Here is a 13390-nt window from a genome sequence, read left to right as displayed (position 1 = left end):
GAAAATGATCCAGCAGGAGTCGCGACTGAAGGTCGCCGACAACACAGGTGCCAAGGAAATCCTCACCATCCGTGTTCTCGGCGGATCTGGTCGGCGTTATGCCGGAATCGGCGACGTGATCGTCGCCACCGTCAAGGATGCAATCCCCGGCGGAAATGTTAAGAAGGGGGACGTCGTTAAGGCGGTCGTCGTGCGTACGCGCAAGGAGACCCGTCGCCCCGACGGTTCCTACATCCGTTTCGATGAAAACGCGGCAGTCATTCTCAAGAATGACGGTGAACCCCGCGGTACGCGTATCTTCGGCCCCGTGGGCCGTGAGCTGCGCGAAAAGAAGTTCATGCGAATCGTTTCTCTCGCACCGGAGGTGATCTGATGGCAGCGAAGATTCGTAAAGGTGACTTGGTCGAGGTCGTTCGCGGACGTACCTCGGACGAAAAGGAACTCGCAAAGCGCAACGCACGCCGTGCCGAGCAGGGCCTCGAGCCCCTCAAGCCCGGCGACAAGGGCAAGCAGGGTCGCGTTATTCGCGTTTTCCCCGCTCAGGAGAAGGTCCTCGTTGAGGGCATCAACCTGAAGACCCGCCACGTGCGTCAGGGACAGACCCAGGGCCAGGCTGGTGGCATCATCACCGTCGAGGCTCCGATCTCGCTGTCGAAGGTTGCTCTGGTTGATCCTGAGACGAAGCAGCGCGTTCGCGTTGGCTTCCGTGAGGACACCGTTGAGCGTGACGGCCGTACGCGCACCGTTCGCGTTCGCGTCACCCGTGGCGGAGCCCGTCGCGGCATCGAGCAGGGCAAGGAGATCTGATTATGGCCCCGCGTTTGAAGGAAAAGTACAACTCCGAAATTCGCGATGCTCTGCGCGCTGAATTCAAGCACGCAAACCCCATGGAGGTGGGCGGTCTGACCAAGATCGTCGTCAACATGGGCGTCGGCGAGGCTGCTCGTGACTCGAAGGCACTTGAGGGCGCGATCCGCGACCTCACCGCCATCACCGGTCAGAAGCCTCAGACGAGCAAGGCGAAGAAGTCCATCGCACAGTTCAAGCTGCGCGAAGGCCAGGTTATTGGCGCATACGTCACCCTCCGTGGCGACCGCATGTGGGAGTTCCTGGACCGCCTCCTCTCGACTGCGCTCCCGCGTATTCGTGACTTCCGCGGTCTGTCCTCGAAGCAGTTCGATGGACACGGCAACTACACCTTTGGCCTGACGGAGCAGTCCATGTTCCACGAGATCGATCAGGATTCCATCGACCGCGTTCGCGGTATGGATATCACGGTCGTTACCTCGGCCTCCACTGACGAAGAAGGCCGTGCTCTTCTGCGTCACCTCGGCTTCCCGTTTAAGGAGGACTGACCATGGCTAAGACGTCACTGAAGATCAAGGCTGCGCGTAAGCCCAAGTTCGGCGTGCGTGGCTACACCCGGTGCAACCGTTGCGGTCGTCCCCGCTCGGTGTACCGCAAGTTCGGACTGTGCCGTGTGTGCCTGCGTGAGCTCGCCCTTCGTGGCGATCTCCCGGGTGTCACCAAGAGCAGCTGGTAAAACTGACGTCGTAGGTCCCGGTTTTCCGGAGAAACCGCGACGAGGAAGGGGAGAATCCCCAAATGACAATGACTGATCCGATCGCAGACATGCTGACGCGTCTGCGTAACGCGAACCACGCGCGCCACGAGTCGGTTTCTATGCCGTACTCGAAGCTCAAGGCCGCGATCGCGAAGATTCTCGTCGAGGAAGGCTACATTGCCTCCATCGACGTCGAGGATGCCAAGGTCGGCCAGACGCTGGTTCTTACTCTCAAGTACGGCTCGCACCGCGAGGCCGCTATTGAGGGTCTGCAGCGCGTCTCCAAGCCCGGTCTGCGCGTCTACGCCAAGTCCACCAACCTGCCCAAGGTCCGCGGCGGCCTCGGCGTGGCAATTCTGTCCACGTCTTCCGGCCTGCTCACCGACCGTCAGGCAGCCGAGAAGGGTGTGGGTGGGGAAGTCCTCGCCTACATCTGGTGATGAGGAGGCTGAAGAATGTCGCGTATTGGTAAGAATCCGATCGAAATTCCTGCGGGCGTCGACGTCACCATCAATGGTGCAGACGTTACCGTTAAGGGCCCCAAGGGAACACTGAGCCACGTTGTGCCTGAACCCATCAGCGCCGCCATCGACGAAGGCAAGGTCGTTGTGACCCGTCCTTCCGATGATCGTGTTGCTCGTTCGCTCCACGGCCTGACCCGCACCCTGATCGCCAACATGATCGAAGGTGTGACGAAGGGCTTCTCGAAGCAGCTTGAAATTGCCGGTACCGGTTACCGCGTCGTTGCGAAGGGCAAGGACCTCGAGTTCTCCCTCGGCTTCTCGCACACCGTGTTCGTCCCGGCGCCCGAAGGCATCGAGTTCTCCGTCGAATCTCAGACGAAGTTCACCGTGTCGGGCATCGACAAGCAGCTCGTTGGAGAGACCGCCGCTCGCATCCGTAAGCTCAAGAAGCCTGAACCCTACAAGGGCAAGGGTATCCACTACGTGGGCGAGACCATCCGTCGCAAGGTCGGAAAGGCTGGTAAGTGATGGCGTACACAGTCAAGGGCAAAGGCAAGTTCGTCGCTCGCAAGCGTCGCCACCTGCGCCTGCGCAAGAAGGTTCAGGGCACCCCTTCGCGTCCGCGTTTGGTTGTCACCCGTTCGAACCGCCACATGGTCGCACAGGTTGTGGACGATACCATCGGTCACACCCTGGTCTCCGCTTCGACCAAGGAAGCAGCACTCGTTGCCGCTGAAGGGACGAAGAAGGACAAGGCCTACCAGGTCGGCACTCTCATTGCAGAGCGCGCAAAGGCCGCAGGCATCACCGCTGTGGTCTTCGACCGCGGTGGCAATAAGTACCACGGCCGCGTTGCGGCAGTCGCAGAAGCCGCCCGTGAGGGCGGACTTGAGCTGTGACTGAGCCTCGAGGAAAGAGAGATCAACTGATGGCTGCATCGCAGCGAGGCAGGAACGGTCAGGAAGGCGCCGAGCGCTCTGGCGACGGCGAACGCCGTGACCGCCGCTCCGGTCGCGAGAACCGCGACACCCGTCGGGGCGAAAGTAAAGATCAGTACATCGAGCGTGTTGTCACCATCAACCGCGTTTCCAAGGTTGTGAAGGGTGGACGTCGTTTCTCCTTCACCGCTCTGGTTGTCGTCGGTGACGGTGAAGGCACCGTCGGTGTCGGCTACGGAAAGGCCAAGGAAGTTCCCCAGGCTATTTCCAAGGGTGTTGAGGAAGCGAAGAAGAACTTCTTCCGCGTCCCGATGATCCGCCGCACCATCACCCACGTTGTTCAGGGCCGCGACGCGGCAGGTGAAGTTCTGCTTCGCCCCGCCGCCCCCGGTACCGGCGTTATCGCCGGCGGCCCCGTCCGTGCAGTCCTCGAGGCTGCAGGCGTCCACGACGTGCTGACGAAGTCGCTCGGTTCTGACAACGCAATCAACATTGTTCACGCAACTGTTGCTGCACTGAAGCTTCTGGAACAGCCTGAAGCAGTCGCAGCTCGCCGCGGTCTTCCGCTCGAGCGCGTTGCTCCCGCTTCCATGCTCCGTGCACGCGCAGAAGGCGAAGCTGAAAAGCGCGCTGCCGCTGAGGCAAGCGAAGCTGATAAGGCTGCTGCGGGGGTGACTGAGTGATGGCAAAGCTGAAGATCACGCAGGTCAAGTCCAGCATTGGCGCCAAGCAGAACATGAAGGACACACTGCGCACCCTCGGGCTGCGCAAGATCGGCCAGAGCGTCGTTCGTGAGGATGCAGAAACCGTTCGCGGTGCCATCCACACCGTTCGTCACCTGGTTACAGTTGAGGAGGTCGACTGACCATGGCGGACTCCACGAAGAACACCGGTGAGGAGCAGGGTCGCGTCGTTCGACTGCACCACCTGCGTCCCGCCGCTGGTGCAAAGACCGCGAAGACCCGCGTCGGTCGCGGTGAAGGTTCAAAGGGTAAGACCGCTGGACGTGGTACCAAGGGCACGAAGGCTCGTTACCAGGTTCCCGCAGGCTTCGAGGGTGGCCAGATGCCCATCCACATGCGCCTTCCCAAGCTGCGCGGCTTCAAGAACCCCTTCCGCGTTGAGTACCAGGTCGTCAACGTTGGTCGTCTGCAGGAGCTCTTCCCCGAAGGTGGAAAGGTGACTGTTGAGGATCTCGTTGCACGTTCCGCAGTGCGCGACGGTTGGGCAGTGAAGGTGCTCGGCACCGGTGAGCTCACCGTTAAGCTCGATATCGAGGTCGACTCCTGGTCGGCTTCGGCAGAAGCGAAGATTACTGCTGCCGGCGGTTCTATCAAGACCCGCTGAGTGGTGATTGCCACGGGGGTGGCTCGGTTTCCGGGCTACCCCCGTTTCGCTTTCTTGCACGTCGAGGCCGTTTCCCCAGTCGCTGAAGCCCCCGATTTCAGTGGCTCTCCAAGCGGGAGAGGGCCTTTACCCATATCACAGTTTCTCAAGTTCTCTACTTTTGATTCACAGTATCCCTGTCATTTCAGGTAGTCTTTTGAGAGTCGTGCGATCTAAATGGTCGCAATTATTTCGTTACGTAGGAGGAAGCCTTGCTCAGTGCGTTCGCGCAGGCATTCCGTACCCCAGATCTTCGACGGAAACTTCTATTCACGCTATTCATCATGGCGATGTTCCGTTTGGGATCTTTCATCCCAACTCCGGGCGTTGATTCGCAGGCAGTTACCAAGTGTCTTGCTCAGCAGAGTGACGCTTCGCTGCTGGATTTGGTGAATCTATTTTCTGGTGGTGCGCTCCTCCAATTGTCGATCTTCGCGCTGGGCATCATGCCCTACATCACCGCGTCGATCATCATCCAGCTTCTGCGCGTCGTGATTCCTCGTTTTGATGATCTGCACAAAGAAGGGCAGACCGGCCAGACGAAGCTCACGCAGTACACGCGTTATCTGACCATTTTCTTGGGCATTCTTCAGTCCACGACTATTATTTCGCTGGCCCGTTCCGGAAACCTCTTCGCAGGATGCTCTGAGAAGATCATCCCTTCGAATTCGGTGTGGACCTTCCTGCTGATGATGATCGTTATGACCGCAGGTACCGGTGTCATCATGTGGCTTGGCGAATTGATCACCGAACGCGGTATCGGTAACGGTATGTCGCTGTTGATCTTTACCTCTATTACCGCGCGTATGCCTTCTCAGCTTCTGACCATCGGCCAGAGCGGTAAGTGGGGAGCGGTCTTCGCGATCGTCGGCCTGATGCTTGTCGTCTCGATCGTCGTGGTTTATCTGGAGCAGGCTCAACGCCGAATTCCCGTTCAGTACGCAAAGCGCATGATCGGTCGCCGTCAGTACGGCGGTACGACGACTTACATTCCTCTGAAGATCAATATGTCGGGCGTTATCCCCGTCATCTTTGCCTCTTCACTTCTGGCATTCCCTCCGATGCTTGCACAGTTCGGCAGCCAGGACTCCAAGTGGGTTCAGTGGATTAGCGCGAACTTCCACCAGGACGCATGGCCCTACCTGACCAGCTACGCCCTGCTCACACTCTTCTTCACCTTCTTCTACACCGCGATCACCTTCGATCCCGATGAGGTGGCGGATAACATGAAGCGCTACGGCGGCTTCATCCCCGGATACCGCGCAGGCCGTCCTACGGCTGAGTTCCTGCGTTACGTGATGAACCGAATCACGACCGCCGGTGCGCTCTACCTGGTCATCGTCGCGCTCATTCCTTCGTTGGCGATCATTCCGTTGCACATTTCCCAAGGACAGATGCCCTTCGGCGGCACGACCCTTCTGATTATCATCGGTGTCGGCCTGCAGACGGTGAAGGAAATCAACACTCAGCTTCAACAGCATCACTACGAAGGATTCTTGCGATGACCGCTATCGTTCTCCTCGGCCCCCCTGGAGCTGGTAAGGGAACCCAGGCCGCGCGTATCGCCGAGCGCCTGAACATTCCCGCCATCTCCACCGGAGAGATCTTCCGCGCCAATATGTCTGAAGGCACGGAATTGGGTAAACGAGCCAAGGAATACATGGAACGTGGAGAGTTCGTTCCTGATTCGGTAACGAACCCCATGGTGAAGGTGCGCCTTTCCGCACCGGATACCGTTAACGGCTTCCTCCTTGACGGCTACCCCCGCACCCTGGAACAGGCGCACGTTCTACGTGACATGCTTGCCGAACTAGGTGTGAGCTTGGATGTTGTCCTAGAGATTCAGGTTGACGAAGATGAGGTCGTGGCTCGCATGCTCAAGCGGGCGACCGAGCAGAATCGCTCGGATGATACTGAGCCAGTGATTCGCCACCGCCTTGAGATCTACCACGAGCTGACTGAGCCCATGGCAACCTACTACGCCGATCAAGACCTACTTCAGGTCGTTGACGGACACGGTTCGATCGACGAAGTGAGCGAGCGCATTTTCGCCCTTCTCGACGGTCTCAACAAGTAAGCAACACGTACCCTGGCGCTGCTCAGCGCTGATACGGAACCGGGGCGCGGTGGTGAAAGCCATCGCGCCCCGGAGTTTCATCCAAAGGAAGCACAATGTCCCACATTGAATACAAGACTCTTGATCAGATCAAGTGGATGCGAGAAGCCGGGCTGGTTGTTGCGGAAATTCACCGAAGCCTGCGAGAAGCGGCACGTCCCGGCGTAACAACCGCTGAGCTGGATGAGGTCAGCGCAGATGCGATCCGTCGTTGCGGTGCGCGCTCGAACTTCCTCAATTACTACGGCTATCCCGCAACAGTGTGCATTTCCCCCAATGACGTGATCGTTCACGGCATTCCCGACAAGCGCAAGCTTGCAGTCGGTGACATTGTGACCTTTGACTGCGGTGCATGGCTTGAACGAAGTGGCAAACAGTGGCACGGAGACGCAGCCTTCTCGATGATCGTCGGAGATGAATTCACCTCTGATGAAGAGTTCGCGCGTTCATGGGTTCGTCGCCACCAGGGCCCGCGCGCAGGAAAGCGTTGGGGGAGCGCTATCCCTTCCGCTCCTCAAGGCGAGGCGGGGGAACCCGGTTCGGCCTCGGCAGGGGAAGTTTCAAAGCAGGGGAGCGTTGCGCGCAGGCGCGAGCTTGACCTCGTTACTCGTGAGGCGCTGTGGGCGGCGCTTGCCTCGGTTGCTCGTGGAAAGCGCGTGAGCGCAGTTGGCGAGGCCGTCGAGCGCGTCGTTGCCGAGCGTGCGGAGGACCTCGGTTGGGAAGCGGGAATTATCGAGGACTTCACCGGACATGGGATTGGCACCGCGATGCACCAGGATCCGGAAGTTCTGAACTACCGCGTGCGTGGTCTGATGCCCAAGTTGCGTCCCGGAATGGTTCTTGCTGTCGAGCCGATGCTGACAAGCGGAGACATTGAGAATGTCACCGAGAATGACGACTGGACGGTTCGTACCGTTGATGGCTCAGATGCTGCTCAATGGGAGCACACCATTGCGATTTTGGATGACGGCGTTGCGATCTTGAGTGCAGTTGACGGGGGAGTAGCAGGGCTCGCGCCCTTTGGTGTCACTCCTGTTCTGCTCGACTAGTCTCCCGCGCGTGTCTATGTTGATAGCTCGCAAGCATTAAGCGTGAGGCGATAGACACCGCATCCAGCTTTCCAAGAAGGGCCAAAATAGCGTAGGCTCGACCCTTGGACGTGTCTTTGGGGGCAGTATGCCTGCTTTCCGGGACAATCCCGAACGGTCTCAGGCCGTTCGAATCCGAAAAAGTAGTAGAGGATAGACGGAGGATATGGCGAAGAAGGACGGCGTCATCGAAATCGAAGGCACGGTTATCGAAGCCTTGCCGAATGCGATGTTCCGCGTGGAATTGAGCAATGGACACATCGTGCTTGGCCACATTGCCGGCAAGATGCGTCAGCACTACATCCGCATTCTGCCCGAGGACCGAGTGGTCGTCGAGCTGAGCCCCTACGACCTCTCCCGAGGCCGTATCGTCTACCGCTACAAGTGAACACACCGACACAAGCTACCTGCGGGTAGCGGAGGTACACACCATGAAGGTCAAGCCGAGTGTCAAGAAGATCTGTGACAAGTGCAAGGTGATTCGTCGCCACGGCAACGTCATGGTCATCTGTGACAACCCCAGGCACAAGCAGCGCCAGGGCTGAACCCTCGCTGCGATAACGCCGGAGTAATCCGGCAGCATCATTCCACACGCGCTTGCGCGACCCTCGGTTCGGAGGCCGGGGCCGGGTGGCTCACCCGGGAGGAGTGGTGACGACCTCCGATGAACAATTTGGAGCATAAACATGGCACGTATTGCCGGCGTCGACCTCCCTCGCGAAAAGCGTATGGAGATCGCGCTCACGTACATTTATGGAGTTGGACGCACCCGCGCCAAGGAGACCCTCGAGGCCACCGGCGTGAGCCCCGATCTTCGCGTGAAGGATGCCACCGAGGAAGACCTCGTCAAGCTTCGCGAATACATCGAGAACACCTTTAAGGTGGAAGGCGATTTGCGTCGTGAGGTCCAGGCAGACATCCGTCGCAAGATTGAGATCGGATCCTACCAGGGACTTCGTCACCGTCGTGGCCTGCCGGTCCACGGTCAGCGCACCAAGACCAATGCGCGTACCCGTAAGGGCCCCAAGCGCACCGTTGCAGGTAAGAAGAAGGCCAAGTAAGGCCGCTAAGTCCAGCGTGGACTTTTAACACACGACTTCGAAGGAACTGAAACACATGGCTGCAAAGACCACTCGTTCCGGCGCGGGACGCAAGCCGCGCCGCAGGATTTCAAAGAACGTCACTCACGGACACGCGTACATCAAGTCGACGTTCAACAACACTATCGTTTCCATTACCGACCCTACCGGTGCGGTGATCTCCTGGGCCTCCTCCGGCCAGGTGGGCTTCAAGGGTTCGCGTAAGTCGACCCCCTTCGCTGCTCAGCTTGCTGCCGAGGCCGCCGCGCGTCGCGCACAGGAACACGGCATGAAGAAGGTCGACGTCTTCGTGAAGGGTCCCGGCTCCGGCCGCGAGACCGCGATCCGTTCGCTTCAGGCTGCTGGCCTGGAGGTCGGTTCGATCCAGGACGTGACGCCCCAGGCATTCAACGGCGCTCGTCCCCCGAAGCGTCGTCGCGTCTGAGCCCCGGAGGGTGGAGATCCCACGGAAATCCACCCCCCACGTCTGGGCGGGATCACACAAGAATACGTGGCCTCGTCCTTACCTTTTCCCCGCAATGCGGGACCCCGATCCGGCGTCATATGGCGGGCGCCGGGAAGAAAGGACTAAGACGTGCTCATTGCAGAGCGACCCATCCTGACCGAAGAGAAGGTCAGCGAACTGCGCTCCCGTTTCATCCTGGAGCCCCTCGAGCCCGGTTTCGGCTACACGCTGGGTAACTCCCTGCGCCGAACCCTGCTCTCGTCGATCCCCGGCGCTGCCGTGACCTCCATCCGCATTGATGGTGTGCCTCACGAATTCCGGACGATCGAGGGCGTGAAGGAAGACGTTGCCGAGATCATCCTGAACATCAAGCAGATCGTTCTCTCCTCCGAGAACGACGAGCCTGTTGTCATGTACCTGCGTAAGGCAGGCCCGGGAGAGGTCGTCGCAGGGGATATCACCCCTCCGGCCGGCGTCGAGATTCACAACCCCGATCTGCATCTGGCAACCCTTAACGAAAAGGGCAAGCTTGAGATCGAGCTGACCGTCGAGCGTGGCCGCGGCTACGTGTCGGCTGCTCAGAACAAGGATCCCCAGGCTGAAATTTCCCGCATCCCGATCGATTCGATCTACTCTCCCGTTGTCAAGGTGACCTACAAGGTCGAGGCAACTCGTGTTGAGCAGCGCACCGACTTCGATCGCCTGATCATCGATGTTGAGACCAAGCCGGCAATCACCCCTCGTGACGCCGTTGCCTCCGCTGGCAAGACCTTGGTTGAGCTCTTTGGTTTGATGCGTGAACTGAACGAGGAAGCCGAAGGCATTGAAGTCGGTCCCTCGACCACGGATGCCACCCTCGCTGCCGACCTCGCGCTGCCCATTGAGAACCTCGGCCTGCAGTCGCGTTCCTACAACGCACTGCGTCGTCGCGGAATCCTCACTGTTGGCGAGCTCGTGGCTCACTCCGAGGCGGATCTGCTTGACATTCGCAACTTCGGTACGAAGTCGATTGAAGAAATCAAGGAAGCTCTTGCAACCCTTGGGATGACCCTGAAGGATTCCGTCCTGCCCTCCGGTGAGGCCAGCGAATCCGGTTCCATCCACTTCAGCGACGATCAGTCCATCTGACATGCTGCGTCCGATGGACGCATAAATTCCTAGGAGACAAAATGCCCACCCCCAAGAAGGGTGCTCGTCTGGGCGGAAGCCCGGCACACCAGAAGCTGATCCTCAAGAACCTTGCGACTCAGCTCATTGAACACCGCTCGCTTACCACGACCGAGGCCAAGGCTAAGGCCCTGCGCCCCTTCGTTGAGAAGCTCGTGACCAAGGCAAAGCGTGGCGACATGCACGCTCGCCGTACCGTGGCTCGCGTCATCACCGACAAGAACGCCCTGTACACCCTGTTCGACGTCATCGCTCCCGCGCTTGATCCCGAGCGTCAGGGCGGCTACACCCGCCTCACCCGCGTGGGTAACCGCAAGGGCGACAACGCTCCTCTGATGCAGATTGAGTTCTGCATGGAGGCCGTCGAGAAGAAGGCAGTCGTGAAGTCTGCTGAGAAGACCGCCGAAAAGGCCGCTGCAGCCGAGGTTGCAGCAGAGGCTGAGGAAGCTGCAGAAGCCGCTTCCGAGCGCGCCGAAGAGGCTCGCGAAGAGGGCGATCTTGCCATGGCTAACGAGGCTGAAGAAATCGCAGCCGAGGCCGGCGAAGAGGCTGACGCCGCCGAGCAGGTCGAAGAAGAGAAGTGATCTCTTTCGCGTAAGCGACTTGAAAGGGGCCGGTACCACTCGTGGTACCGGCCCCTTTGTCGTGCCGATCCTAGCCTTCATATTTCTTGTCTTTTCAGGATGAAAGCCACAGGTGGCTGTAGCCTGTAACTATGACTCGCGAGATGACACTGGCAGTGGATTGCGGCGGTGGCGGAATTAAAGCTTCCGTCCTTGATGGGCAGGGAACAATGGTTGCCCCGCCAAAACGGACGCCCACTCCCTACCCGCTTCCTCCTGAATTGTTGGTTCAGACGATCATCAACCTTGCCGCTCAGCTTCCAGAAGCTCATCGCGTGACCGTTGGGATGCCGGGAATGATTCGTCATGGGGTTGTTATTGCAACCCCGCACTACATCACGAAGGACGGGCCGCGCTCACGTGTTCTTCCCGAGCTCGTTGAGAAGTGGGATCACTTTGATATGGGGCAGGCGGTTGAGAGTGCTCTTGGCATTCCGACCAAGGTTCTCAATGACGCTGAAGTTGCCGGAGCCGGCGTGATCACCGGACGCGGTCTGGAAATGATCATCACACTGGGCACGGGGCTTGGAAACGCGGTCTTCGATGGTGGGCAGCTTTCGCCACACGTTGAGGTCTCACAGGGGCCGATTCGATGGGGTCTCACCTACGACGATTACATCGGCGAGCATGAGCGACTTCGCCTAGGAGACGTTCATTGGTCTCGCCGCGTACGCCGAGTCGTGGACGGCCTGCGTCCCATGTACATGTGGGATCGTCTGTATCTGGGCGGTGGCAATTCAAAACGAATTGTCCCAACCTACCGTGACCGTCTTGGTGAGGACGTGATCATTGTCCCCAACGATGCCGGCATTATCGGAGGAGTGCGCTCGTGGGAGCTCTAAGTAATTCCCAGCTACGAATCCGTCTGGATCTTGCCTACGATGGCACTTTCTTCCACGGCTGGGCCGCACAAGATGGCCTTCGTACTGTCCAGGGTGTTCTCACCCAGACGCTTTCGACAATTTTGCGCCGTCCTGTGATGTTGACTGTCGCAGGACGAACTGATGCCGGAGTTCATGCACGCCATCAAGTCGCCCATTTTGATTGCGCTTCTGACGCCTTCCAGTCTTTGATACGCGAATCCGACCGCCCCGAAGACGAAGAAGAACTCAACCAGGCCTGCTGCCGCGCACTGTTGCGACGCGTGAACTCGCTTCTTGGTCGTGAATATATCGAGCACATGGCGACAACCGGTCTGAGAGTGCCTCGGGGGACTGCTGATGCCCGTCTCTTGGAAGTAAGCGTGGTATCCGCAGACTTCGATGCGCGTTTCGCAGCGCTTGAGCGCTCCTACACTTATCGCCTCGTCCCCGAGGGGCAACTGCCTCTGGCGCGACGTTGGGATGTGTACGAGGTTGCCCAGCCCCTCGACACCGAGGCGATGAACCGAGCAGCGCAGCCTCTTCTGGGCGAGCACGAATTCCTTGCCTTCTGTCGCCCGCGTGAGGGGGCAACGACAATCCGCGAACTGCGTGAGTTGCGCATTGTTCCCGAGGCCGGGGGGACCGGGGTGCTCGAGTGTCATGTGTGCGCTGATGCCTTCTGCCATTCCATGGTTCGTTCCCTTGTTGGCGCTTTAATTGAGGTCGGTAGGGGAGCGCGCGAGGAAAGTTGGCCCGCGCAGCTGCTTGAGAAGGCCTCGCGCCAGGACGCGGCCCCCATTGCCCCCGCGCATGGGCTGACCCTGGAATCCGTGAGTTATCCTGACGAGGCCGAGTGGAGCGATCAGGTCCACCGGGCGCGCCGTATGCGTGGTTTTGCCTTTGACGGAAGCCTTGAAGAATGGGCCATGGGCGGCAATTGCTGCGCTGGTTGATTCAGAAACGATATGAGGAATAAGCCACACTCTGGTCTGCGCTTTGACCCCGCTGCCTTTTGGCGCATAAACTAACAGGTGCTGTGTGTCAGCTGGACCTCTGGTGCCTTCCCACTCGCCGGAGAAGAAATTCGGCTGATGCCTCGCGGAACCGTTTCATAGCGGGCCGGTGCGTCGAATATTCGATGCTAGGCCCCATGACAGAAAGAATTGAAGGTTACGCCCGTGCGCACCTATTCACCTAAGCCGGCGGATGCCGACAAGCAGTGGTACGTCATCGACGCCACTGACGTCGTCCTCGGTCGCCTGGCGGCTCAAGTTGCCGCTATCCTTCGTGGGAAGCACAAGCCGACGTTTGCCCCTCACCTCGATATGGGCGATTACGTCATCATCATTAATGCGGACAAGGTTGCCCTCACCGGTAAGAAGCTTGACCAGAAGATGGCCTACCGCCACTCCGGTCGCCCCGGTGGTCTGAGCGCAACACGCTATCGCGATCTCATGGCTGAGCGTCCTGAACGCGCAGTCGAGAAGGCAGTCCGCGGCATGCTTCCTCACACCAGCCTCGGCCGCGCGCAGTTCAAGAAGCTGCACGTTTACGCCGGAGCTGAGCACCCGCACATCGGCCAGCAGCCGATTCCCTACGAAATCACCCAGGTCGCCCAGTGAGCGCGTCGCGCTTC

At 59.3% G+C, this 13390-nt stretch carries 22 protein-coding genes; all 22 read left to right on the top strand.

The genetic code is table 11. From position 1 onward, the window contains the following. Positions 1-4 precede the first annotated feature (4 nt). The 22 genes from rplN (at position 5) to rplM (ending at position 13376) form a co-directional block, all read left to right on the top strand. Entirely contained in the window at positions 5-373 is a 369-nt protein-coding gene (gene rplN, locus HGAS_RS03375) for a 50S ribosomal protein L14 (protein ID WP_009408786.1), read from the top strand. Beyond that, the gene (gene rplX, locus HGAS_RS03370; protein ID WP_009408787.1) at positions 373-807 is read left to right on the top strand and encodes a 50S ribosomal protein L24; all 435 of its coding nucleotides are present in this window, start codon (positions 373-375) and stop codon (positions 805-807) included. The genes rplN and rplX overlap by 1 nt, the downstream gene beginning before the upstream one ends. A gap of 2 nt (positions 808-809) precedes the next feature. Further along, positions 810-1355 carry a 50S ribosomal protein L5 gene (gene rplE, locus HGAS_RS03365; RefSeq protein ID WP_009408788.1) on the top strand — a complete coding sequence of 182 codons (546 nt, stop codon included), beginning with the start codon at positions 810-812 and terminating at the stop codon, positions 1353-1355. Positions 1356-1357: 2 nt separating this feature from the next. Continuing rightward, the gene (locus HGAS_RS03360; protein WP_009408789.1) at positions 1358-1543 is read left to right on the top strand and encodes a type Z 30S ribosomal protein S14; all 186 of its coding nucleotides are present in this window, start codon (positions 1358-1360) and stop codon (positions 1541-1543) included. 62 nt (positions 1544-1605) lie between these two features. Next, entirely contained in the window at positions 1606-2004 is a 399-nt protein-coding gene (rpsH, locus tag HGAS_RS03355) for a 30S ribosomal protein S8 (protein WP_009408790.1), read from the top strand. 15 nt (positions 2005-2019) lie between these two features. After that, a complete protein-coding gene (rplF, locus tag HGAS_RS03350; RefSeq protein WP_009408791.1) occupies positions 2020-2556 on the top strand; it encodes a 50S ribosomal protein L6 in 537 nt (178 codons plus the stop codon). Further along, positions 2556-2927, top strand: coding sequence for a 50S ribosomal protein L18 (gene rplR / locus HGAS_RS03345; RefSeq protein ID WP_009408792.1), 372 nt, complete (start codon positions 2556-2558; stop codon positions 2925-2927). Before rplF ends, rplR begins: the two co-directional genes overlap by 1 nt. Positions 2928-2956: 29 nt before the next feature. After that, positions 2957-3649 (top strand): 30S ribosomal protein S5, encoded by a 693-nt coding sequence (rpsE, locus tag HGAS_RS03340; RefSeq protein WP_009408793.1) that lies wholly within the window; start codon positions 2957-2959, stop codon positions 3647-3649. Next, positions 3649-3831 carry a 50S ribosomal protein L30 gene (rpmD, locus tag HGAS_RS03335; RefSeq protein ID WP_009408795.1) on the top strand — a complete coding sequence of 61 codons (183 nt, stop codon included), beginning with the start codon at positions 3649-3651 and terminating at the stop codon, positions 3829-3831. Before rpsE ends, rpmD begins: the two co-directional genes overlap by 1 nt. A gap of 2 nt (positions 3832-3833) precedes the next feature. Beyond that, the gene (gene rplO, locus HGAS_RS03330; protein ID WP_009408796.1) at positions 3834-4313 is read left to right on the top strand and encodes a 50S ribosomal protein L15; all 480 of its coding nucleotides are present in this window, start codon (positions 3834-3836) and stop codon (positions 4311-4313) included. Between the two features lie 251 nt (positions 4314-4564). Next, the gene (gene secY / locus HGAS_RS03325) at positions 4565-5857 is read left to right on the top strand and encodes a preprotein translocase subunit SecY (protein WP_026066605.1); all 1293 of its coding nucleotides are present in this window, start codon (positions 4565-4567) and stop codon (positions 5855-5857) included. After that, the gene (locus HGAS_RS03320; RefSeq protein ID WP_019126486.1) at positions 5854-6429 is read left to right on the top strand and encodes an adenylate kinase; all 576 of its coding nucleotides are present in this window, start codon (positions 5854-5856) and stop codon (positions 6427-6429) included. The genes secY and HGAS_RS03320 overlap by 4 nt, the downstream gene beginning before the upstream one ends. A gap of 95 nt (positions 6430-6524) precedes the next feature. After that, positions 6525-7517: a type I methionyl aminopeptidase gene (locus HGAS_RS03315; protein ID WP_019126485.1), complete on the top strand. Its 993-nt coding sequence runs from the start codon at positions 6525-6527 to the stop codon at positions 7515-7517. Between the two features lie 205 nt (positions 7518-7722). After that, positions 7723-7944: a translation initiation factor IF-1 gene (gene infA / locus HGAS_RS03310; protein WP_009408800.1), complete on the top strand. Its 222-nt coding sequence runs from the start codon at positions 7723-7725 to the stop codon at positions 7942-7944. Between the two features lie 43 nt (positions 7945-7987). Further along, positions 7988-8101, top strand: coding sequence for a 50S ribosomal protein L36 (gene rpmJ / locus HGAS_RS03305; RefSeq protein ID WP_003790577.1), 114 nt, complete (start codon positions 7988-7990; stop codon positions 8099-8101). A 141-nt stretch (positions 8102-8242) separates the two neighbouring features. Beyond that, positions 8243-8617 carry a 30S ribosomal protein S13 gene (rpsM, locus tag HGAS_RS03300; protein WP_009408801.1) on the top strand — a complete coding sequence of 125 codons (375 nt, stop codon included), beginning with the start codon at positions 8243-8245 and terminating at the stop codon, positions 8615-8617. Between the two features lie 55 nt (positions 8618-8672). Then, complete coding sequence (gene rpsK, locus HGAS_RS03295; protein ID WP_009408802.1) at positions 8673-9080, top strand: 30S ribosomal protein S11; 408 nt, start codon at positions 8673-8675, stop codon at positions 9078-9080. A 150-nt stretch (positions 9081-9230) separates the two neighbouring features. Continuing rightward, entirely contained in the window at positions 9231-10229 is a 999-nt protein-coding gene (locus HGAS_RS03290; RefSeq protein ID WP_009408803.1) for a DNA-directed RNA polymerase subunit alpha, read from the top strand. Between the two features lie 41 nt (positions 10230-10270). Further along, on the top strand, positions 10271-10852 hold the full coding sequence (gene rplQ / locus HGAS_RS03285) for a 50S ribosomal protein L17 (protein ID WP_019126484.1): 582 nt from the start codon (positions 10271-10273) through the stop codon (positions 10850-10852). Positions 10853-10983: 131 nt separating this feature from the next. After that, the gene (locus HGAS_RS03280) at positions 10984-11733 is read left to right on the top strand and encodes an ROK family protein (RefSeq protein ID WP_019126483.1); all 750 of its coding nucleotides are present in this window, start codon (positions 10984-10986) and stop codon (positions 11731-11733) included. Further along, positions 11721-12707, top strand: a complete 987-nt coding sequence (locus HGAS_RS03275; RefSeq protein ID WP_019126482.1) for a tRNA pseudouridine synthase A — start codon at positions 11721-11723, stop codon at positions 12705-12707. The genes HGAS_RS03280 and HGAS_RS03275 overlap by 13 nt, the downstream gene beginning before the upstream one ends. A 225-nt stretch (positions 12708-12932) precedes the next feature. Further along, positions 12933-13376: a 50S ribosomal protein L13 gene (rplM, locus tag HGAS_RS03270; protein WP_019126481.1), complete on the top strand. Its 444-nt coding sequence runs from the start codon at positions 12933-12935 to the stop codon at positions 13374-13376. Positions 13377-13390: the final 14 nt, after the last annotated feature.

Source organism: Actinomyces sp. ph3 (genome assembly GCF_000308055.1).
In the GTDB taxonomy this organism is placed as follows: Bacteria; Actinomycetota; Actinomycetes; order Actinomycetales; family Actinomycetaceae; genus Pauljensenia.
This window is presented reverse-complemented; position numbering and strand designations above follow the sequence as displayed.

Excerpts from the sequence above, each read along its gene's own strand:
- rpsM (WP_009408801.1), top strand. The coding sequence starts at position 8,243 with ATGGCACGTATTGCCGGCGTCGACCTCCCTCGCGAAAAGCGTATGGAG.
- rpmD (WP_009408795.1), top strand. The coding sequence starts at position 3,649 with ATGGCAAAGCTGAAGATCACGCAGGTCAAGTCCAGCATTGGCGCCAAG.
- rpsE (WP_009408793.1), top strand. The coding sequence starts at position 2,957 with ATGGCTGCATCGCAGCGAGGCAGGAACGGTCAGGAAGGCGCCGAGCGC.
- rplN (WP_009408786.1), top strand. The coding sequence starts at position 5 with ATGATCCAGCAGGAGTCGCGACTGAAGGTCGCCGACAACACAGGTGCC.
- rplR (WP_009408792.1), top strand. The coding sequence starts at position 2,556 with ATGGCGTACACAGTCAAGGGCAAAGGCAAGTTCGTCGCTCGCAAGCGT.
- rplX (WP_009408787.1), top strand. The coding sequence starts at position 373 with ATGGCAGCGAAGATTCGTAAAGGTGACTTGGTCGAGGTCGTTCGCGGA.
- HGAS_RS03320 (WP_019126486.1), top strand. The coding sequence starts at position 5,854 with ATGACCGCTATCGTTCTCCTCGGCCCCCCTGGAGCTGGTAAGGGAACC.
- HGAS_RS03360 (WP_009408789.1), top strand. The coding sequence starts at position 1,358 with ATGGCTAAGACGTCACTGAAGATCAAGGCTGCGCGTAAGCCCAAGTTC.
- rplE (WP_009408788.1), top strand. The coding sequence starts at position 810 with ATGGCCCCGCGTTTGAAGGAAAAGTACAACTCCGAAATTCGCGATGCT.
- rpmJ (WP_003790577.1), top strand. The coding sequence starts at position 7,988 with ATGAAGGTCAAGCCGAGTGTCAAGAAGATCTGTGACAAGTGCAAGGTG.
- rpsK (WP_009408802.1), top strand. The coding sequence starts at position 8,673 with ATGGCTGCAAAGACCACTCGTTCCGGCGCGGGACGCAAGCCGCGCCGC.
- HGAS_RS03315 (WP_019126485.1), top strand. The coding sequence starts at position 6,525 with ATGTCCCACATTGAATACAAGACTCTTGATCAGATCAAGTGGATGCGA.
- rpsH (WP_009408790.1), top strand. The coding sequence starts at position 1,606 with ATGACAATGACTGATCCGATCGCAGACATGCTGACGCGTCTGCGTAAC.
- infA (WP_009408800.1), top strand. The coding sequence starts at position 7,723 with ATGGCGAAGAAGGACGGCGTCATCGAAATCGAAGGCACGGTTATCGAA.
- rplO (WP_009408796.1), top strand. The coding sequence starts at position 3,834 with ATGGCGGACTCCACGAAGAACACCGGTGAGGAGCAGGGTCGCGTCGTT.
- HGAS_RS03280 (WP_019126483.1), top strand. The coding sequence starts at position 10,984 with ATGACTCGCGAGATGACACTGGCAGTGGATTGCGGCGGTGGCGGAATT.
- rplQ (WP_019126484.1), top strand. The coding sequence starts at position 10,271 with ATGCCCACCCCCAAGAAGGGTGCTCGTCTGGGCGGAAGCCCGGCACAC.
- rplF (WP_009408791.1), top strand. The coding sequence starts at position 2,020 with ATGTCGCGTATTGGTAAGAATCCGATCGAAATTCCTGCGGGCGTCGAC.